Origin of the sequence: [Zimmermannella] bifida NBRC 103089 (genome assembly GCF_001570925.1) — a bacterium.
Lineage (GTDB): Bacteria > Actinomycetota > Actinomycetes > Actinomycetales > Microbacteriaceae > Gulosibacter > Gulosibacter bifidus.
Window position 1 is genome coordinate 209,799 of the sequence record NZ_BCSP01000001.1, and the last position, 20,550, is coordinate 230,348.

A 20,550-nucleotide genomic window follows, 5' to 3' on the forward strand; every position below is an offset into this window, starting at 1 on the left:
TTACGCGGTTCGTTGCGCGTTAGCTATTGGCACGTTCAGCGAGGATAGTCCGGTAAAGCTCGATCGTTTGATCGGCGATCTGCGTCCAGGTGAACTCGCGCTCGACGCGTTCACGACCGGCCTGACCGTATTTTGCCGCAAGCTCCGGGTCGGCAAGCACTTCATTCAGCGCGGATGCGAGGTCAGCAATGTACTTGTCCGGGTCAGTCGGCGTTCCGGTTCCGTCCTGAACCTGTTCGATCGGCACAATACGTCCGGTTACGCCATCCTGAACGACCTCGGGGATACCGCCGGTGCCCGAGCCTACGACGGCGGTGCCGCAGCTCATGGCTTCGAGGTTGACGATGCCCAGCGGCTCGTAGATGGATGGGCAAACGAACACGTCGGCTGCGGTGAGCAGCGCCATGATCTGTTCGCGCGGCAAGTGGTCGGAAATCCAATGAACGTTTTCACGCTCTGCTTGCAGTACCGAGACAAGCTCACGCACTTCACGTTCGATCGCCGGAGTATCCGGAGCACCCGCACACAACACAATCTGCACATCAGCCGGGAGCTCGCGAACTGCGCGCAGCAGGTACGGCAGACCCTTTTGACGCGTGATTCGGCCAACGAAAATGACCGTCTTGTGGTCGGGGTTTACACCAAGGCTACGAACGATCTCCGGGTCATCAACCGGGTGCCAGCATTCCGTGTCAATGCCGTTGTAGATGGTCACAACTTTGTCTGGGTCTAGCTGCGGGTAGCAACGAAGAATGTCGCGTCGCATCCCGTTCGAAACCGCGATGATGCGGTCAGCGTTTTCGTACGCATCCCGCTCCATCCAACTCGACAGGCGGTAACCGCCACCGAGCTGCTCGGCCTTCCACGGACGAAGTGGCTCCAGTGAGTGTGCCGAAATGACGTGCGGGATGCCGTGCAGTCGCGCAGCAATATTGCCTGCCTGGTTGGCGTACCAAGTGTGTGAATGCACCAGATCAGCACCCTCGACATCGGCGGCCATCCGGACATTTGCGCCGAGGAACCCGAGCGCCGCGTTGCGGTCACGGAGGTCTTCGGGAACGTCATAACCGGTGGTGTTCGGCTCTTCAATCGGCTCGTCAAAGCAGCGAACGGCAACATCGATGTTCGCGCGCATCGCCCGAACAAGCTCAGTTACATGGACTCCGGCTCCGCCATAAACGTGGGGTGGGTACTCACGACTAATCACATCAACGCGCATGTTCTCAGGCTAGACACTCAAATGAACAGTTCCATTAATGTTTCCCCCTTACAGTGTGGTTCATGGCGACGGGGCAGAAAAAAATTTTCGGAATCGTACTTGCTGGTGGCGAGGGCAAGCGCCTGATGCCGCTCACGGCAGACCGGGCAAAACCGGCCGTGCCGTTTGCGGGCCAGTACCGACTGATCGACTTTGCGATCTCAAACTTGGTGAACTCTGGTCTCCAGCAGATCGTGGCACTTACGCAGTACAAGTCACACTCACTTGACCGCCACATGTCGCAGACCTGGCGTCTGCCGGCAATGCTCGGCTCGTACGTCTCGAGTGTGCCTGCGCAGCAGCGCCGCGGTAAGCACTGGTTTTCAGGTTCCGCTGACGCAATCTTCCAGTCGCTGAACCTCATCCACGACGAGAAGCCGGACATCGTGGTTGTCGTCGGTGCCGACCACGTCTACCGCATGGACTTCTCGCAGATGATCGAGGAACACATTGCCTCGGGTCGCGGCGCGACGGTGGCGGCAATCCGCCAGCCTAAGTCGATGTCGACCAGCTTCGGTGTCATCGATGTTGATCCCGAAGACCCCACGCGGATTCGCGAGTTCCTCGAGAAGCCAGAAACCTGCGAAGGCCTGCCAGACAGCCCGAACGAGATTCTGGCGTCAATGGGTAACTACGTGTTCGACGCTGACAAGCTCGTTGAGGCGGTTACTCGCGATGCTGCCGATGAGACTTCGAAACACGACATGGGTGGCGACATCATTCCTGCCTTCGTTCGTGACGGTGACTGCGGTGTCTACGACTTCATTAACAACGACGTGCCGGGTTCCACCCCGCGCGACCGTGACTACTGGCGCGACGTGGGTACCATCGACTCGTTCTTTGACGCACACATGGACCTCATCCAGACCATGCCGATCTTCAACCTCTATAACGAGCGTTGGCCGATCATGTCGCAGGCCCTCAACTCGCCACCGGCAAAGTTTGTGCGCGACGCACGCGGCTCGACCGGCACCATGATCGACTCGATCATCTCGCTTGGTTCGGTAATTTCCGGTTCGCATGTTGAGCGTTCGGTGCTCGGTCCATGGACGCAGGTGCACTCGGGCGCGTTGGTTGTGGACTCGATCACGTTCGACCGCGTTTCGATTGAGCCGGGTGCGCAGGTACGCCGAGCGATTCTCGACAAGAACGTCATCGTGCGCGAAGGCGCCAGCATCGGTATCGACCCCGAGCACGACCGGGCTCGTGGCTTCACGGTCACCGCGTCGGGTATCACTGTGGTGCCAAAGAATGGCATCGTTGAGGCATGACCCCCAACGATCTAACGCTTTCGCCAATGCACGGTGAGGGCACCATTACTCCCGGTGCCCGCTTCCTTGTTGTCCTCGACGTCGATTCGACGCTGATTGAAGACGAAGTCATTGAGCTGATCGCCGACTATGCGAATGTCCGCGATCAGGTGACAGAAGTCACCGATCGTGCCATGCGCGGCGAGCTCGATTTCGAAGGCAGTCTGCGTGAACGCGTCGCGTTGCTTAAAGGCGTAACGACCGCACAAATTGCCGAAGTACGCGACCGTATTACCGTCACCAAGGGTGTGCCCGAGATGATTGCCGCAGTTCACGCTGCCGGAGGTCGAGTCGGATGTGTATCTGGCGGATTCCATGAGGTGCTCGACCCGCTGGCTAAGGATCTAGGCCTGGACCTCTGGCGCGCGAACCGCTTTGCAACCGATGACGCGGGTGTGCTCACCGGCGAAGTGACCGGCACCATTGTCGGTCGTGAGGTCAAGGCACGCACGCTGCGCAGCTGGGCGCAATCACTCGACGTGCCGATGGAACGCACCGTCGCAGTTGGCGATGGCGCTAACGACCTCGGCATGATGGCAATTGCGGGCCTCTCCGTCGCGTTCGACGCCAAGCCTGTCGTGCGAGAGCAGGCAAGCGTAGCCATGCGCGACCGCGACATGACTCAGCTGCTCCCCCTGCTCGGCATTCCCGCAGCGCACTAAATTCGCTGCTGTGAGTAAGGACAGCACGGTGACCGTCCACATCAATGATGAGGACGTCGTTTGCTCACCAAACGACAATGCGCGGGATGCCCGGTTTCTGTACCGGATGCATCCCGCGCATGCTGTCTTGAACGGTTAGTGCCCCATGCCCAAACCGCCATCGACTGGAATCACGGCGCCAGAAATATAGGCGGCGTCATCACTGGCGAGCCAGGTCACGGCCTTGGCGATTTCCTCGACCTGACCGAATCGGCCAGCAGGAATGCTCGACTTGTACTGCTCCTGGGTGGCTTCTGGCAGCACAGCCGTCATTTCGGTTTCGATGAACCCGGGAGCGACAACGTTTGCAGTGATGTTGCGGCTGCCAAGCTCGCGGGTCAGCGAACGGGCAATTCCGACAAGACCCGACTTCGAGGCAGCGTAGTTTATCTGACCGGGCGAGCCATACAGTCCAACCACCGATGAGATCAGCACAACGCGACCCCACTTGTTTCGGAGCAGTCCCTTCGTTGCTCGCTTGATGACACGGAAGGCGCCGGTGAGGTTGGTGTCGATGACGTCTTCAAAGTCCTGCTCGGTCATCCGCAGCAAGAGCGTGTCCTTGGTGATGCCGGCGTTAGCTACGAGGACTTCAACCGGACCGTAGGCGGCTTCCACCTCGGCGAAGGCCTTGTCGATTGATTCGGCATTCGTTACGTCTGCAGCCACAGTCAAAGCGCCTGCTGGTCCGCCCTCGCCCGATCGCGACGTAACGGCAACACGGTGGCCGTCGGCCAGGAAAGCTTCGGCGATTGCGCGGCCAATGCCGCGATTGCCGCCGGTCACGAGTACGGTGCGTTGAGTCGTCATCATGCTCCTCAAGAATATGGTGATGGAAGTCTGCCAATCATACGGTCACGCTGGTACTTCGCCGGCGCCGGAGTAGGCTTGTCGGGTAACGGTCATGCTGCCGAAATGGCCGTGGTGCATGCACGAACCGCGTACGGAGGTGATGGTTCTGGGAACACCAGTTGTCAACATCACTTCCATGACCGAATCGGCCGAAGAAGAACGCCGATCGCGTACCCAGCGATACCTCATCATGATGGCGATTCGTACTATCTGCCTGATCCTGATGGTGTTTGTCCGCGGCTGGTGGCTCTGGGTTGTGGCGGCCGTCGCCATTTTCATGCCCTGGATCGCCGTCGTCCTCGCCAACCACGTTTCGCAGCGTCGACGCAAGCCCGTCGAGACACCGCACGCCACCGCGGTCACGGTCTATCGCGAACCCATTTCTGCCGATGCGTGGTTCCGAGCCACGACAACCGACTCAACCACCGCATCCGAAAACCCCCGAGCGCAAGGAAGCACTCATGAGTAGCGGAGAATTCGATCTGCGTAGCCGGTTGCGCGGATTCCTCGTGGAAGACCAAGCCCCGGTGCCACAGTGTTCGCGTGCCGCGTGCAACAACGCGGCCGAATACCGACTCGAATGGCGCAACCCCCGCATCCATACCGAAGACCGAGTCAAGATTTGGCTCGCCTGCGGCACACACCTCGACTTCCTTCGCGGGTTCTTGGATACTCGCGGATTCCCGATGCGCATTGCGGATGTGCATGACCCTGTTAATGAGGAACCGATTCGTGACTCCCCCAACTACTGATTCGACGCAGCCGGTAGCAACGGCATCCCGCGACGCTGAGACAACTTTGAATCGCGGCGGACTGCGATTTCTCATCTCACGTCGCTGGATCTCATACTTCGTGCTGTTGGTGCTATTCGCCATTGCGTGCACTTGGCTTTCGCAATGGCAGTTCGAGCGTCGCGATGAGAAGGTTGCCGAGAATCAGTACATCAGCCACAACTTTGATGCCCAGCCAACACCGATTGCCAAGGCACTGCCGTCGCTCGATGCGTTCTCGGAAGACCAGGAATGGCTGCCAGTTGAATTGACTGGTGAGTACCTGGTCGACGACCAATTGCTTGCCCGTGCGCGGCCACATAACGGCCTGCCCGGCTTCGAGATCCTTACTCCCCTGCAAACGGAATCGGGCGAGATCTTCATCGTCAACCGCGGTTGGATTCCAACCGGTCAGACGCAGGATGCGCCGGATGCGATTCCCGCTGCACCGACCGGAAAGGTGACCGTCACGGCGCGGTTGAAGCCGGGTGAACGATCGATTCCGGGCCGCAGCGCTCCCGCCGGGCAAATCGCCACGATCCACCTGCCGACGTTCGCTGAGAACCTCGGAGCCGATCGGGTGTACGTGGGTGCCTACGGGTTGCTCCGCAGCGAATCCGTTTCGGCCGAGCACGGTGCGCTCACAGCAAAGCCCGAGCTCACCGAAGGCAACCACCTAAGCTACGCCGTGCAATGGATTATCTTTGCGGTGATCGCCGCCATTGGTCTCGTTTACGGCATTCGCGAAGAGTTCCGCGAACGCAATGCGGATGCACCGTCGGTGCAGCGTGCAAAAGCTCGCCAAGCCGCGAAACGCGCGAAGCGCACCCGCAAGACCGATGCCGAACTCGAAGACGAGCTCATCGACGCCTACGACAAGTAGCGCCAGCGAGCCTCTCGCCGTTGACCGCTCAGCTTGAGTGGAGATCGACACGAAACACTCGAACGGTGAAGACACCGATTCCTGAGTACCTCGACGAAATTTGTCGCAACGCACGCCGCGACACGAGCGGTAGCCCTGCGGAGTACATCCCGGAACTCGCCAACGTCGACCCCGAGAAGACGGCATTGGCGCTGTGCACACCGGCTGGCAAGGTGTATTCGACCGGTGACGACGAGCACCTGTTCACACTGCAATCGGCGTCAAAGCCATTCATTTACGCCATCGCCCTGCGCGACCGCGGCATCGACGCTATTGACGACATCATCGATGTGGAGCCTTCCGGCGAACGCTTCAACGACATCTCCGTCGATCCCGACAACGGCCGCCCACGCAATCCAATGATCAACATGGGCGCGATCACGGCACATACCCTCATCGGTGACCCCTCCATGACACCGCAGGAACGCGTTGACTACGCGATCGCGTGCTTGAGCGATTTCGCTGGCCGCGACCTCGATGTAAACGTGAAGCTGCGCGACTCCGAACTGACCGGCCGCTATCGAAATCTCGCGCTCGCAGCCATGGCGCGCAGCAACAACTACATCACCGTCGAACCCGAGGACGCGGTTTGGGGCTACACCACGCAGTGCGCCACGCAGGTGACCGTGCGAGACCTCGCGGTAATGGCGATGACGCTCGCGAACGGCGGCAAGAACCCGATCACCGGCAAAGAGGTCATCCCTCGACAGGTGTGTCGTCGCGTGCTGAGCGTCATGGCCACCTGCGGCATGTACGACGCCGCTGGAGACTGGCTTACTTCGGCAGGTCTCCCCGCAAAAAGCGGTGTCTCGGGATGCATTTTCGGCGCGCTCCCCGGTCAGGTCGGGTTAAGTGCTTTCTCGCCCCGACTGGACGAAGTCGGGCACTCCGTTCGTGGCATCGACATGCTCGAGCAGTGCTCACAGTCGATGGATCTGCACCTGATGGCGCTGCCCGCGCCATCAATTGACGCAATCGGGTCTCGCACCACCTCGGAGCAGGGGTCGCAGGTGGTCGAGATCCAAGGTGCGCTCAACTTCCCCACAGCCGAGTTGGTGCTGCGTCGATTCGAAGAGATTCCCGCGAGTGATTGCGAGGTGGTCGTCGACCTGGCCCTCGTTCCGCGAATCAATGATGTCGGCGAACGCATGCTACGAGAAGGCATCGCCCGGCTGAGCCGAGACGGCCACGCGATCACGCTCATTGACCCGCATGGCCGCATCCCGAACCCGCGCAGTCACGATCGCGCGGCCATCCCCGTACTGGAGGATGTCGCGGACTACCTCGAAGAAGACGAATACCTCGAAGACAACATCGATCTCATCACCGATACGGTCGCGGATTCGGCGACCGACTCCCCTACCCGAGCCAAAAATCAGGCGGACTCCACTGGCGAAGCCGACGCGTAGTCGACCGCCTCAAGCTCGAGTCACACCGTGTTTGTTAACGACCGCTAGTTCATCTCAATCAGGTCGAAGTACTCCGGCGTCCAAAGGTCTTCGACTGCCTCGGGCATGATGAGCACGCGTTCGGGATTCAGCGCGGTCACTGCACCCTCATCGTGCGAGACCAGAATCACGGCGCCCTCGTAGTGGCTGAGCGCATCCAGAATCTGTTCGCGCGATGCCGGGTCGAGGTTGTTCGTGGGTTCGTCAAGCAGCAGCACGTTGGCGCTGGAGACCACCAGCATTGCCAACGCCAATCGGGTCTTCTCACCACCGGAGAGCACACCGGCCGGCTTGTGGACGTCGTCGCCCGAGAACAAGAACGAGCCGAGCACCTTTCGCGCCTCGGTTTCCGTCAGGTGTTGCGATACCGAAATCATGTTCTGCAGCACGCTGCGATCCACGTCGAGCGTTTCGTGTTCCTGCGCGTAGTAGCCGACCTTGAGCCCGTGGCCGGCAATAATCTCACCCGTGTCGGGAGCATCAACTCCCGCGAGAATACGCAGCAGCGTCGTCTTACCGGCACCGTTGAGTCCCAGCACAACAACGCGCGAACCGCGGTCAATGGCGAGATCGACGCCCGCGAAAATCTCCAACGAACCGTATGACTTAGAGAGCCCTCGTGCCTGAATCGGCGTTTTGCCAACAGGCGATGGCGTCGGGAAGCGCAGCTTGGCGACGCGATCTTGCACGCGAACTTCTTCGAGCTGGCCGAGCATCTTCTCGGCACGGCGCTGCATCTGATGAGCGGCAGCAGCCTTGGTGGCCTTTGCCCCGAAGCGTGCGGCTTGCTGCTGGAGCGCAGTGGCTTTCTTCTCGATGTTCGCGCGCTCCTTGCGACGACGCTCTTCATCGGCTTCGCGCTGACGCAGGTACTGCTTCCAGCCCATGTTGTAGATGTCGATGACCTGACGGTTCGCATCCAGGTAGAACACGCGATTTACGGTTTCACCAACAAGCTCGACATCGTGCGAAATCACGATGAGCCCGCCCTTGTACGTCTTGAGGAAGTCACGCAGCCACACGACCGAGTCAATATCCAAGTGGTTCGTCGGCTCGTCAAGAATCATCGTTTGTGCGTTCGAGAACAGGATGCGTGCGAGTTCGATACGACGACGCTGACCACCCGACAGGGTCTCCAGCGGCTGGTCGAGAATGCGATCGGGCAGGCTCAGGTTCGATGCGATAGCGGCAGCTTCAGATTCCGCCGCGTACCCACCGAGCACCGTGAACTCGTCGTCAAGCCGCGCGTACCGGCGCATAAATCGTTGCCGGTCCGCTTCATCTTCAGCGGTCGACATCAACGTGGCCGCCTCAGCGAGCCGAGCGCGCACGTCACCGAGTCCACGCGCATCCAGGATGCGGTTACGCGCGGTCTGTGTCGGATCTCCCGCTCGCGGATCCTGCGGCAGGTAGCCGATCTCGCCGACGCGTTCAATCTTGCCGTCGGTCGGCAGCGTCCAACCGGCGAGCACTTTGGTGAGCGTGGTTTTACCGGCACCGTTGCGTCCGACCAGGCCGATCTTGTCGCCGTCTTGGACACGGAAATTGACATCGCTCATGAGCGTGCGAGCGCCGAGAGTGATCTCGAGGTCGTGTACGGCAAGCATCGGCAGGTCCTAACATCGCGAACGCGGCGCGCCCGATGGCGAGCCAACAACCTGACAAGTCTAGGGCGTCGACGACCACGACTACAGGTGCAGCGGCAAGAGGGCTGCCAACACGACGACACCGGATGCGAGAAGTTTCGTGAACCTCCCGCATCCGGTGTTTACCGCCACCATGCCATTTCAGTGATGGTGCCGTCCGTGAACACCCCTGAATGGGTTATGCCCAGTGGCCGCTGGTACGAACGCTCATGCGCTCGCGGTACTGCTTGGTAGTTTCCTCCAGCAGTTCGCCGGTTCCCCAGTCGAGGATGACACCGTAGCGGCGGATGGCGTCGAGTTCGCCGATCTCACCGCCTCGGTAGCGTTCGGCTACGGCTGCTGGATCTTCGGCGAGCCCGCCCGCACGCTTGCTGCGAATTTCGTCGCGCAACGCCTTGGTTGCGTCCTCGTTGACCGAGTACTCGTCGAGCTCTGGGTCGCCAACTTCAATGACCACGCCGTAATCAAGGCCGGCACGCTCAACCGAAACGTAACCGTCGATGACGTCTTCGCAGACCTCAGCCGGGTCGCGCTCAAGCGGGTCGCCGAAACCGCCGCCACCGGCCGACGGACGGGTGAATTTGTCGCCAGGGCCGATCGGCACCGAGGAGAATACCGAGCCGAGGAACTGCTGCTCGTCGGTGCCCTTGTTCAGCCACACGCCCTGTGGCGACGAAGGCAAGCCGCCCTCGATGCCCCAGGTGATCGAGCGGGCACGGTCACAGCAGTAGCTCATGACGGTCTTATCGCCGTCGGTCAGCATGCCACCCTTTTCGATACCGCAACCACCGCGGAAGCGGCCCGGGCCACCCGAGTCGGTGGCGATCGCATGCTCGGTAGTGATCACCGGCGAAAGTCGTTCCTGACCTTCAAGCGGCTGTACGGCGAGACCGGCACCGAACACTGGCGCGGTGGCGTTCGAGCCGTCCTGGTTGGAGCGGCCACCCCAGCCGCCGGCCATCCAGTCGTACCACATGAAGTACGGACGCGATTCGCTACGCGCGTCACGACCACCAACGAGCAGATACTCGAGGTTGAACGAGCAAGCCATGGCACGCTCAGGCATGACGCGCGACCAGAGCTCGAAGACGCCGTTCATGATCTTCTCGTGCGGACCAGCGCAGAAACCGGTCACCGCGTTCGGCCACTGTGCGTTGATGACCGTGCCCTCTGGGCCGAGGTCGGCGGTAACCGCACGGTAGAAGCCCGAGTTCAGTGGGACATCCGGGAAGAACGTCTTGGTGCCCGAGTACAGCGATGAGTGGCTCGTACCGTATGCGGAGTTCAGGAAGGTGCCGACGGCCGGAGCCGAGCCGTTCAGGTCGTAGTGGATGCCGTCGTCATCGATGGTGAGCTTGATACGGATCGGCACCATGCCCTCCGGCGTCGAGGGGTCGTTGTCGAGGTAGTCGACGGTCTCCCAGGTGCCGCGTGGCAGTCCCTTGATGCGCTCCAGCACGGTGCGCTCAACGTAGTCCTGCGTCTCCTGCATCGCGTCAACAACGGTCTGCTTGCTGTAGCGGTCTACCAGGCGCAGGATTTCGCGCTCACACACCGCAGTTGCTTCCGACTGGGCGTGGAGGTCACCGAGTGCCTGTTCGGGGGCACGAGTGTTCGAGACGATGAGCTGCGCGACGTCCTTAAGGAACGTGCCCTTGCTCCATACGCGAACCGGAGTGATTCGCAGACCTTCACCAAAGTGGTCACCGGCGTTCACGTAGAACGAACCTGGAACGACACCACCCACGTCAGCCCAGTGACCCTTGTTCTGCGAGAACGCGATGATCTCGCCCTCGCTGAAGATTGGACGCACGAACGAAACATCGTTGAAGTGCGTACCACCCCGGTACGGGTCGTTGATCATGAAGACGTCACCTGGGTGGATGTCGTCACCGAACTCTTCCATGACCGCCTTGGCCTGGAAGTGCAGGGTACCGACGTGCACCGCAATGTCAGCAGATCCCTGCATGACTGTGTTGCCCTCTGCGTCGCAGAGCGCCGACGAGAAGTCGCGCGAGTAGATCACGAACGAGTAGCAGGTACGAAGGATCTGCTCACTCATGAGGTCGACGCTGGTTGCGAAGGCATTCTTGAGCACTTCGAATGTGACCGGATCAAGGGTCCGGTCGGTCTTGGTTACCGAGTTCGTAGCCATGATTAGTCCTCCAAGTAGATGCGAATGTTCAGCCACTCGTCGATCTCGGCGCGACACTGCGGCGGGACAACGGTGGTTGAGTCGAGCTGGTTAATGATCGCCGGGCCCTGAATCTTGGAGCCCGCCGGCGTGGTCTCACGCTGGTACACCGGGGTGTCGTGCCATTCGCCGTCGAAGTACACCTGGCGGTTCTCGATTGGCGACACTTCGGCGTTGGGCTCGAGCGTCGCGGCTTCGAAGTTCGGCTTCGGGGTCTTACCAATGGCCTTGAGCTGCAGCTGGTAGATCTCCACCGGAGCCTCGTCGTTACGGAAGGCGAATTCGCGCTCGTGCTGCTGGTGGAAGGCCTCGATTGCCGTGTGCAGCGCGTTGTCGTCGCTGCCCATTGGCACCACAAGCGAACGCCACTGACCCGCGTAACGCATCGAGACGAGGCGCTGCAGTACGGCCTGGTCACCGGTTACGCCTTCGTGACGCAGACGTGCTTCGGCTTCGACCTCGAGCTCCTTGAATCGCTGCTCGATGTCGGCGGTGTCGACCTCGGATGCGAGACCGGTAACCATCGTCGAGAGGTCGTGCTGGATGTCCACCAACAGGCAGCCCATGGCGCTGGTAACGCCGGGGTTAGGCGGCACGATAACGGCAGGAATGTTGAGCTCACGCGCAACGTCAACGCCGTGGAGGGCGCCAGCGCCACCGAATGCGAGGAGCGCGAAGTCGCGCGGGTCGTAACCGCGACGAATCGAGATCAGTCGCACCGCATCCGCCATGTTGGCGTTGGCAACACGGACGATGGCTTCGGCAGCTTCTTCAAGGCCCATACCGAGTGGTTCGGCGATGTGCTCCATGATGGCCTTCGCGGCGAGATCCTTCTTGAGGGTCTTCGCACCACCGGCAAGGTCGGTGCCAAGACGGCCAAGGACGATGTTCGCGTCGGTGTTGGTCGGTTTGGTGCCGCCACCGTCGTAGCAGGCAGGGCCTGGATCGGCGCCAGCCGACTGTGGTCCGTTGCGGAGGGAACCGGCGATATCGATGTGGGCCAGCGAGCCGCCACCAGCACCGATTGTGAGTACCTCAATCGAGGGGAAGATGATGGGGTGGCCGTATTCGACTTCCCATTCCTGGGTGACACGGACTTCGCCATCGGCAACGAGGGAAATGTCAGTTGAAGTACCGCCCATGTCAAGGCTCACCGCGTGGCTGTAGCCGCACTGGCTTGCAATGTGCTGGGCTGAGATCGCACCGGCCGCGATACCGGATGCGGCCAGGCGAACAGGGAATCGCTCAACCATGCGCGGGGTCATCGAGCCACCACCCGAATGGAGCAGCAGCAGGTCGCCCTTGTAGCCACCTTCTTCAAGCGCCGTAGCAAGACGGTTGACGTAACCCGAAACCAGCGGGGCCAGAACGGCGTTAGCAACTGCGGTGTTGAAGCGGCCGTACTCAAACATCTCGGGAAGAATCTCGGCCGAAGTGGTTACGGTGGCTTCTGGAATCTCTTCTTCGAGAATCTCGCGCATCCGCAGCTCGTGGCTCGAGTTTGCGAACGAGTTGAGGAAGCACACGGCGATCGTCGTGGTGCCGCGCTTCTTCAACAGGCGAGCCACATCGCGTGCCTTGGCCTCGTCGAGTGGTGTGACCACATTGCCGGCATAGTCGATACGCTCGGCAACTTCGAAGCGGTCACGACGTGCGATGTATGGACCTGGGACGTCGTTGTATGCATCCCAAAGGTCGTCCTTGGTACCGTCACGGATTTCGATGACGTCGCGGAAACCTTCCGTCGTGACCAGTGCGGCTTTCGGGAAGCGACGGGTGATCAGCGCGTTCGTCGCCACGGTCGTACCGTGCGAGAAGAGCGAGACATCAGCCAAGTTGATCTCACCGCGCTCGACACCGTTCATGACCGCGATCATCGGGTCGTGTGGCGTCGAAGGGACCTTGGTGACACGCATCGTCTTGCTGTCATCGTCGAAAATACAAACGTCGGTGAACGTGCCACCTACGTCAACTGCAACTCGGAGTTGCGCCATTGCTTACCTCCTGGGTTAGACGTTCCTCGTTGAACGTGTGAAACATCGTGGCAACCGCCTTCTAGAAAATCTACGGTGAAACACCCAAGAGAGCCGCTTATTATTCTCATGTTCTACAAGCGATGCGCACTCAACGAGGAGTGTGCTGTCTGGAGGATTGACACCGTGGATGCTCCAAGGATTGATTCACTATTTGCTCAGCTATTTCACAGCCTCGATGAAGCGGCCCCCATGCAGCAGCTCTGTAATCGAGTGGCTCAGCACTTCGGTTGCGCGGTTGCTTTGATAAGCGATAGCGGCGAGGTGCTCGCCACGGTCGGTGCACTGCCGCTGTCACCCCTTCGATCACACGCCAAACGCATCGATGACACGACGCAGGAGGCAATTACCTCAATTGGCCTGTGGCAGCTCCATCACCGTGTAATTGAACTGGCTACGCAGCGCTGCCTACTTACCTTGGCAACGCACCGCAATGACCCCGCGGTACTCCATCTAGACCAGGTGGCAGCAATCGCAGCAGCCATTACCGCCGCGGGTGCCTTCGAACGGGCACAAGCGCACCGGAGCCTGAACATGATGGCACAAGTCTTGCGCGACTTAGCGCGCGGAATCGACCGCTCACATGAACACCACTACTGGCCGCGAATGGAATCCTTTGGTTTTCCTGCCCACCACCCATTCCAGGTCACGATCGCAGTTCCACGCAACAGTCAGCACGCGACGACCGCCCGACTGCTTCATTTGATTGATGACGCTGCCGAACAGCGCATCGGGCTGCTGATTTCGCACCAACTTGTGCGAACCACGGCCGCAGGTGCCGTGCACATCGTCACGCCTGCAACTTCGTCAGCGCGCGGTTGGTTGCACGCAAAGTTCTCGGACGCCCTGGTGACACATTCCAGTGAGTTTCAATTTCTCGAAGACATCCCCCGCGCGCTACACGAAGCCGAGTCAACCCTGAAACTCGCCCAGCAGATTCGAGACTACAGCGCTGACGACCACGTACCCGCTCCGCTCGGGTATGCATCCCTACCATTGACCGCATGGGCAGCCAGTGCCCTACCACAACGCGAACTATTTGAACGGTCACGCACCGTATTGGCACCACTCGATGAAACCCCACAGTTACGAGAAACCCTGCTCACGTACTTACAGTGCGGGATGCACATTCCCCGCACCGCACAAGCGCTATTTCTCCACGCAAATTCGGTTCGATACCGGTTAGAACGAATCCAGCGACTATGTGGTGTCGATTTACAATCGGCAATCGACCTCGCGAATCTGACCCTAATGCTGCTGCCGGAACTGTGGTGCTGTTGCGAAGTTGGGCGGAAAGCAGCGAAGACTCAGTTTCTCATTCCCTGATGGCCGCTGCGTGTGGGCGTTCTCAGGCCGTCTCGAAGACCCGGTTGAGATCACCGCGTCCGTGTTCGGTTGCCCGTAGGCAAACATCGTGCCTTGCCCTTTCCGCAATGAGTGCATCGCCTCCATCCCTTTCAACGTCCGATATGCAGATGTCCGGTTCTTAAACGCACCTTTCGGCCCGAGGATCCGCTTCAGTCGACCATGGTCGCCTTCCAGGATGTTGTTGAGGTATTTCACCTGCCGGTACCGTGTTTGCTTGTCCAGCTCAGGGGCGTATTTCTGGACCCAACAGTAGATCGTGGTGTGATCGACCGGCACGCCCCGCTCGGTCATCATTTCCTCCAGATCGAGGTAGCTCACTCCGTAGCGGCAGTACCACCGCACTGCCCACAGGATGATGTCACGGGGAAATGACGACCCAAGAAGATACCCATGACTGTGATTATTTCACGTCGCTCTTCCTACTGCCCCAACTTTGCAACAGCACCGGAGCTGTTATCTCGGTCAAACCGGCCGCAAGCAAACTGGCCTTTGGCGAACCGATCAGTGGCGACTATTTCGTGTCTTGCTCCGTGACCTGGTCATCGTCCTCATCGTGGAGCTGTGTTGTTTCGCCAAGAATGTTGTGGTCGTAATGGCCCGAACTCAGCGGCAGTTCAATCGGACCGGTTGACAGATCTTCGCCGCCCGGCAGCTCGACTTCGACAACCTTGCGAGCACCGAGGGTAATTCCGATTGTTGCAGCGATCACCAGCGCAACGGCGCCCAACCGCCACAGACTCGCTTCTTGCTGCAAGATCAGCCACCCCATAAGTGTTGCGAAGGCGGGCTCGAGACTGGTCAGCACACCGAATACCCGCTGCGGCACTCGCGTGAGTGCGAAATACTCCAGGCTGAACGGAATCAACCCAGCCATCGCACCGGCAGCCATTGAAAGCAGCAGCAGCTGCATCGAGTCGACACCTGACACCACACCTGGAATCCCAAATGGCAACACGATGATGAACGAAATCATCATTGCACCCGACAAGCCACCGGCACCCGGCACGCTCTTTCCCACACGCGCCCCGGCAAGAATATAGGCCGCCCAACTCGCCCCGGCAATGAGTGCGAAAACGACGCCGAGGGGATCAAGCGCGCTCGCCCCGTGTGCTGCTTCCCAGCCCATCAAACCGATGCCAACGGCGGCCAGTCCGACCCACAAAAAATCAAGCAGCCGCCGTGACAATACTGCCGAAAGCGTCAGCGGCCCAAGAAATTCGATCGCAACAGCAACCCCTAACGGCAGCCGCTCCAACGCCAGATAAAAGACGCCGTTCAGACCAGCCATCGCTAACCCAAACATCAACACATCGCGCCACTGACCGCCCGACCAATTCCAAAACCTTGGCCGCACGATCGCAGCGAGCACCAGCGCACCAATGCCCACTCGGAAAATATTCATACCCCATGGGCCGATCTGATCGAACAGCGTCCCCGCCAGCGCGGCTCCGGTTTGAATGGACAGCGCTGCAACAACCAGCAACGACACCGGCAACACGATCGAGGAACTACGCTGTTCCGTACCCAAAGCAACCAACTTTCCGCTGTAAGCCGGCTCCCGACGCGTCGGCGCCAGAGTGAAACTTCCGCGGGAAGTCTAACGCCTAGATAGCTACGTACCGCAAATCAACCGCACCGACTGTTGAAATGTTTCGTCGTCGGCGGTAATGGCAACCGATGCCGAGTCACCGGCGCCTTGGTGAAGGCCAAGGCGCCTTGTCTGTGCACACTGCTGCTCATGCATGACATGCCCCAGGCAGTGATGCACGAGTGTCGTCGCGAGCGTACGAGCCTCGTTAAGCTCACGCCCATCACGCTCAGCAGCAGCCACAAATCGCGCGTGAAGCTGGTCAAGGTTGAAGCCCATCGCGATCGAGCTCAATACGATCTCTGCACCATCTGTCAATTCGCGCAGTTGCACGCGAAACGCAGTGACAACATCCAAAAGTGACTCTTCGGGATCGTGCGGAATGGACGCCAACAATCGTTGCGCAACGGCAGCCAAGAGTGTCTGTTTGTCACGAATATGCCAATACAGCGCACCAGGTTGTTGGCCCAGCGCTTTGGCCAGCGCACGCATACTAAAACCAGCCAGCCCGTGCGCGTTGATCAACTCGACCGCTTCATCGAGGATTCGAGTGACGGATTCGGATCCCGCAACCGACGGGCTGACTTGTGCAGAACTCACAACGATTTTGCTCACAATAGGGCGATTCTCAACACTCTTGAACGGTGTTCAAGCCGTACGCTTATTGAATCACGTGTTCGTTCGATCAGAGGAAATACATGACCTCGCAAACCGCTGTCGCCCCAACCCAGGTTCAAGTGCTCGCTGACGCACTCGTAATGCCTCGCACTTGGCTCCACCACGCCACGCTGATCGCGGCTGGAGCAGCACTGGTGGCGCTGTTGGCGCAGGTTGAGATTCCGCTGCAGCCGGTTCCGATCACCGGCCAGACGCTCGGCGTCATGCTTGTTGGCGCCAGTCTCGGCGCGTGGCGAGGCGCTGCGGCAATGCTTACCTATCTACTCGCTGGCCTTGCTGGCCTTCCGGTATTCGCAGGTTTCACCGGCGGCCCCCAGTCGATTGCCGAGCCCTCGTTCGGCTTCATCGTCGGTTTCATCGGTGCCGCAGCGTTTGCAGGCTGGTGCTCGCAGCGTAAGTGGGACCGTCGCCCGATGCTGTCACTGCTGGCGTTTTTCGGTGCCAGCTGCATCCCGTTCCTCGTTGGTGTGCCGTATATGAGCTACGTGCTTGAACACATCGTTGGCGTGCCGATGAACGTTAGCCTAGCGATGGAATATGGCGTTCTCCCCTTTATTCCTGGCGGCATCGTCAAGTGGATCATCGCAGCAGCGGTCCTGCCCCTGGCATGGATGGGCGTGCGCAAACTCGATCGACACCACGACGTTAAATAAACAATCCGATAGAACATGTGCGGTGATCCGGATGCGCGCATCCAGTTCACCGCACATGTTTCGTTGCGCTTCGTTTGGTTATTGCCGCCAGCCGTAGAACCGTGTGTACTTATTGCATGGCCCACAACGAAGTGAAGTTTGAGAACGAACGCTTTCGCGCTACCCGCTGGACAATTGCACCCGGCGACAGCATCCCGATGCACACTCACGAGTACGACTATGTCGTCGTGCCGCTGAGTAACAATGTGATGCATGTCGAGACCGACACCGGCGAGGTACTCGAGGCACAAATGCAACGCGGGACGTCCTACGGCCGCGCAGCTGGCTCGGCACATGCATGTTTCAACCGAGGTACCGACGACATCGTGTTCATCGAGGTTGAATACCTCGGATAGTTGCTCGGTCGACTGACCCAAACGATTGTGCGGCCCCAACCTCCATGGCTGGGGCCGCACAATCGTTGGTACTGGCGGTATGGCTTAAATGTTGAAGCCGAGCGCGCGCATCATTTCGCGACCGTCGTCGGTGATCTTCTCCGGGCCCCATGGCGGCATCCACACCCAGTTGATCTTGAATCGTTCGGCGTGACCGTCCAACGACTTCGAAATCTCGTCCTCGATGATGTCCGTCAGCGGGCAACCCGCCGACGTCAACGTCATCGAGATAACAAGCGCGTCGAGCTCGTCTTCCCAATCCAGACCATAGATCAGGCCTAGGTCGACGATGTTGACGCCCAGTTCAGGGTCGACAACTTCCTTCAACGCTTCTTCGAACTCGTCGTAGCGTTCCGGTGTAAGTGAAATCAATGCCATGCGGCACCTCCTGATTTGCCGGCCGCCTAGGCGTCCGAAGCCGCCTTGAGGTAGCTGTCGTAACCTTCGGCCTCGAGCTTCTCGGCCAGGCTAGCGTCACCCTGTTCGGCGATGCGACCGTTCACGAATACGTGCACGAAGTCCGGCTTGATGTACTTGAGGATGCGGGTGTAGTGCGTGATAAGCATGACACCGAAGTTGTTAGCGGCCTGCGCGCGGTTGACGCCTTCCGAAACGATGCGGAGTGCGTCAACGTCGAGGCCGGAGTCGGTCTCGTCGAGCAGCGCCATCTTTGGCTTGAGCATTTCGAGCTGCAGAATCTCGGCGCGCTTCTTCTCACCACCGGAGAAGCCCTCGTTGACGTTTCGCTCGAGGAACTCGTTGCCCATGCGCAGGTTGCCCATTGCGTCACGCAGCTCGGTCATCCAGCTACGGAGCGCAGGGGCTTCGCCGTCCACAGCGGTCTTCGCGGTGCGCAGGAAGTTCGAGAGCGATACGCCGGGAATGGCGACCGGGTACTGCATGGCGAGGAAGAGACCAGCCTTGGCGCGCTCGTCAACTTCCATTTCGAGGACGTCTTCACCATCGAGGGTGATGGTTCCCTCGGTGACCTCGTAGGCGGGGTGGCCGGCGATTGCCGACGCGAGCGTCGACTTACCCGAACCGTTTGGACCCATGATGGCGTGGATTTCACCCGAGTTGATGGTCAGGTCGACTCCGCGAAGAATCTCCTTCGGGCCCTGGTCAGTTTCAACCTGAACGTGCAGGTTACGAATTTCAAGCGTGGACATTGCTACTTGTTCTCCTTGTAGATCGGAGTCGGATCAATAAAGATTGCGTCGTCTTCGACCTTGACGTCGAATACGGGGACCGGCTCAAATGCCGGGAGGTTTTCTGGCCAGCCAGTGCACAGCGAGAACTTCGAGCCGTGAGCCCAGCACTCGAGAGTGCCTTCTTCAACGAAGCCTTCGGAGAGCGAAATGTCACCGTGCGTGCAGCGGTCACCAATGGCGAATACCTGACCGGCCGAGTCGCGCACGACAGCGATCGCCTGGCCTTCGATCTCCACACGGAATGGCGAGTCAACCTGCACTTCGTCAAGCGCGCAAGCGCGAACAAAGGTCATCGGACGGCTCCCTGTGCCATAAGCGCTTCAATGCTGTTCTCGAGCTCACGCTCGAGCGATTCACGCATGCGCTCTTGCAGCTCCGGCACGCTGATCGACTGCACGATCTCGTTGAGGAAGCCGTGAACCACAAGTCGACGAGCAGTTGGTTCGTCGATACCGCGCGCCATCAGGTAGAAGAGCTGGTCTTCTTCGAAACGGCCGGTCGCGGATGCGTGACCCGCGCCAGCAATGTCGCCTGTTTCGATCTCGAGGTTGGGGACCGAATCGGCGCGAGCGCCGTTCGAGAGCACCAGGTTGCGGTTCTGCTCGTAGCTTTCGGTACCGACGGCGCTCTGACGAATCAAAACGTCACCGATCCATACGCTGCGTGCGCCAGCACCCTGCAGGGCACCCTTGTAGTTGACATCGCTAACGGTGCGCTCGCCCACGTGATCGATGTACACCTGGTGCTCAAAGTGCTGGCCAGCGTCCGAGAAGTACAGCCCCTTGGCAATTCCCTCGCTGCCGGTGCCGTTCAGGTGAAGGCTCGGGTTGACACGAACTACTTCGCCACCGAAGGTGACGATCGTGTGCTTGAGGTACGCATCCTTGGCCAGAACAGCCTGGTGAGAACCGGTGTGCACCGCGTCGTCATTCCAGTCGTGGATCACGATGACGTCAAGCGACGCACCTTCGTCAACAACGATTTCCACGTTCTCGCTCAGCAGCACCGAACCGGTGTGGTCGAGCACGATCGTGGCCTTGGCATTCGCCTGTGCGTGCAGCACGATGTGGGCAAACTCGCGAGCGGCTGCATCCTCACCCGAAACCGTAATGGTGATCGGTGCATCGAGCTCGGTGTCTGCCGGTACCGCGATATAGGCAGCCTCCGCCGTCTGACGGGATGCGATTGCCGACGGCAGGTCTTCGGGCACGAGTCCCGTACCGCGCGGAGCTGCACCCTCAGCAAGCGTTCCGAGTGAAACCGACTCTGGCGCCGAAACATCAATCTTCAGCTTGCCTGCACCCGGCTCGTTAACGAACAGCTCGGCGAACTTGGCTACTGGCGAGTACTTCCAGTCAACTTCACGTCCCTTAGGCGCGGCGAAGTCTTCTGGCGTAAATGACTTGGGACGTTCCGATCGGGTCTGAACCGGTACGAATTTGCCAGCGTTCTCTGGCAAACGTGGGGTTTCAGTGACAGTCATT

General features: G+C 59.8%; 20 protein-coding genes and 1 pseudogene. 9 read left to right on the plus strand and 12 right to left on the minus strand.

The genetic code is table 11. The features are described from left to right. Positions 1-19: 19 nt before the first annotated feature. Positions 20-1,219, minus strand: coding sequence for a glycogen synthase (gene glgA, locus ZBI01S_RS00950; protein WP_066054994.1), 1,200 nt, complete (start codon positions 1,217-1,219; stop codon positions 20-22). Between the two features lie 62 nt (positions 1,220-1,281). Here glgA and ZBI01S_RS00955 point away from each other — a divergent pair, with 62 nt between their 5' ends. Next, entirely contained in the window at positions 1,282-2,529 is a 1,248-nt protein-coding gene (locus tag ZBI01S_RS00955; protein ID WP_066054997.1) for a glucose-1-phosphate adenylyltransferase, read from the plus strand. Continuing rightward, complete coding sequence (serB, locus tag ZBI01S_RS00960) at positions 2,526-3,230, plus strand: phosphoserine phosphatase SerB (protein WP_083524378.1); 705 nt, start codon at positions 2,526-2,528, stop codon at positions 3,228-3,230. Before ZBI01S_RS00955 ends, serB begins: the two co-directional genes overlap by 4 nt. Before the next feature lie 135 nt (positions 3,231-3,365). Here serB and ZBI01S_RS00965 read toward each other — a convergent pair whose 3' ends face one another. Continuing rightward, positions 3,366-4,079, minus strand: coding sequence for a beta-ketoacyl-ACP reductase (locus ZBI01S_RS00965; protein WP_066055619.1), 714 nt, complete (start codon positions 4,077-4,079; stop codon positions 3,366-3,368). Between the two features lie 178 nt (positions 4,080-4,257). Here ZBI01S_RS00965 and ZBI01S_RS00970 point away from each other — a divergent pair, with 178 nt between their 5' ends. From ZBI01S_RS00970 to glsA, 4 genes are all read left to right on the plus strand, one after another. Then, positions 4,258-4,590 (plus strand): DUF3099 domain-containing protein, encoded by a 333-nt coding sequence (locus ZBI01S_RS00970; protein WP_159421329.1) that lies wholly within the window; start codon positions 4,258-4,260, stop codon positions 4,588-4,590. Continuing rightward, positions 4,583-4,873, plus strand: a complete 291-nt coding sequence (locus ZBI01S_RS00975) for a hypothetical protein (RefSeq protein WP_306301607.1) — start codon at positions 4,583-4,585, stop codon at positions 4,871-4,873. The genes ZBI01S_RS00970 and ZBI01S_RS00975 overlap by 8 nt, the downstream gene beginning before the upstream one ends. Next, positions 4,854-5,774: an SURF1 family cytochrome oxidase biogenesis protein gene (locus ZBI01S_RS00980; protein ID WP_245610489.1), complete on the plus strand. Its 921-nt coding sequence runs from the start codon at positions 4,854-4,856 to the stop codon at positions 5,772-5,774. The genes ZBI01S_RS00975 and ZBI01S_RS00980 overlap by 20 nt, the downstream gene beginning before the upstream one ends. 65 nt (positions 5,775-5,839) lie before the next feature. After that, positions 5,840-7,222: a glutaminase A gene (glsA, locus tag ZBI01S_RS00985; RefSeq protein WP_083524381.1), complete on the plus strand. Its 1,383-nt coding sequence runs from the start codon at positions 5,840-5,842 to the stop codon at positions 7,220-7,222. A 44-nt stretch (positions 7,223-7,266) separates the two neighbouring features. On the opposite strand, the gene ZBI01S_RS00990 is transcribed toward glsA, so the two are convergent. From ZBI01S_RS00990 to ZBI01S_RS01000, 3 genes are all read right to left on the minus strand, one after another. Then, positions 7,267-8,868, minus strand: a complete 1,602-nt coding sequence (locus tag ZBI01S_RS00990; RefSeq protein WP_066055003.1) for an ABC-F family ATP-binding cassette domain-containing protein — start codon at positions 8,866-8,868, stop codon at positions 7,267-7,269. 217 nt (positions 8,869-9,085) lie between these two features. Beyond that, positions 9,086-11,062, minus strand: a complete 1,977-nt coding sequence (locus ZBI01S_RS00995) for a hydantoinase B/oxoprolinase family protein (protein WP_066055005.1) — start codon at positions 11,060-11,062, stop codon at positions 9,086-9,088. Positions 11,063-11,064: 2 nt separating this feature from the next. Beyond that, a complete protein-coding gene (locus ZBI01S_RS01000) occupies positions 11,065-13,095 on the minus strand; it encodes a hydantoinase/oxoprolinase family protein (RefSeq protein ID WP_066055008.1) in 2,031 nt (676 codons plus the stop codon). A 165-nt stretch (positions 13,096-13,260) separates the two neighbouring features. On the opposite strand from ZBI01S_RS01000, the gene ZBI01S_RS01005 reads away from it, so the two are divergent. Beyond that, entirely contained in the window at positions 13,261-14,460 is a 1,200-nt protein-coding gene (locus ZBI01S_RS01005) for a PucR family transcriptional regulator (protein WP_159421330.1), read from the plus strand. A gap of 22 nt (positions 14,461-14,482) precedes the next feature. Here ZBI01S_RS01005 and ZBI01S_RS09405 read toward each other — a convergent pair. The 3 genes and pseudogenes from ZBI01S_RS09405 to ZBI01S_RS01015 form a co-directional block, all read right to left on the minus strand. Then, positions 14,483-14,894 (minus strand): annotated as a pseudogene (locus ZBI01S_RS09405) (DDE-type integrase/transposase/recombinase). A gap of 119 nt (positions 14,895-15,013) precedes the next feature. Beyond that, positions 15,014-15,904: an EamA family transporter gene (locus tag ZBI01S_RS01010; RefSeq protein WP_110477015.1), complete on the minus strand. Its 891-nt coding sequence runs from the start codon at positions 15,902-15,904 to the stop codon at positions 15,014-15,016. A 210-nt stretch (positions 15,905-16,114) separates the two neighbouring features. Next, positions 16,115-16,615, minus strand: coding sequence for a TetR/AcrR family transcriptional regulator (locus tag ZBI01S_RS01015; protein WP_159421331.1), 501 nt, complete (start codon positions 16,613-16,615; stop codon positions 16,115-16,117). Between the two features lie 173 nt (positions 16,616-16,788). On the opposite strand from ZBI01S_RS01015, the gene ZBI01S_RS01020 reads away from it, so the two are divergent. Both ZBI01S_RS01020 and ZBI01S_RS01025 read left to right on the plus strand, forming a co-directional pair. Beyond that, positions 16,789-17,421: a biotin transporter BioY gene (locus ZBI01S_RS01020; RefSeq protein ID WP_066055016.1), complete on the plus strand. Its 633-nt coding sequence runs from the start codon at positions 16,789-16,791 to the stop codon at positions 17,419-17,421. A gap of 116 nt (positions 17,422-17,537) precedes the next feature. Further along, the gene (locus ZBI01S_RS01025) at positions 17,538-17,816 is read left to right on the plus strand and encodes a cupin domain-containing protein (RefSeq protein ID WP_066055019.1); all 279 of its coding nucleotides are present in this window, start codon (positions 17,538-17,540) and stop codon (positions 17,814-17,816) included. 84 nt (positions 17,817-17,900) lie between these two features. Here ZBI01S_RS01025 and ZBI01S_RS01030 read toward each other — a convergent pair whose 3' ends face one another. Genes ZBI01S_RS01030 through sufD form a run of 4 tightly spaced genes read right to left on the minus strand, consistent with a single transcriptional unit; the run spans position 17,901 to position 20,549 of the window. Then, complete coding sequence (locus ZBI01S_RS01030) at positions 17,901-18,233, minus strand: metal-sulfur cluster assembly factor (protein ID WP_066055022.1); 333 nt, start codon at positions 18,231-18,233, stop codon at positions 17,901-17,903. A gap of 26 nt (positions 18,234-18,259) precedes the next feature. After that, complete coding sequence (gene sufC / locus ZBI01S_RS01035) at positions 18,260-19,024, minus strand: Fe-S cluster assembly ATPase SufC (protein WP_066055025.1); 765 nt, start codon at positions 19,022-19,024, stop codon at positions 18,260-18,262. Between the two features lie 2 nt (positions 19,025-19,026). Further along, complete coding sequence (locus tag ZBI01S_RS01040) at positions 19,027-19,359, minus strand: non-heme iron oxygenase ferredoxin subunit (protein WP_066055029.1); 333 nt, start codon at positions 19,357-19,359, stop codon at positions 19,027-19,029. Beyond that, entirely contained in the window at positions 19,356-20,549 is a 1,194-nt protein-coding gene (gene sufD / locus ZBI01S_RS01045; RefSeq protein ID WP_066055032.1) for a Fe-S cluster assembly protein SufD, read from the minus strand. Before sufD ends, ZBI01S_RS01040 begins: the two co-directional genes overlap by 4 nt. Between the last annotated feature and the right edge of the window lies 1 nt (position 20,550).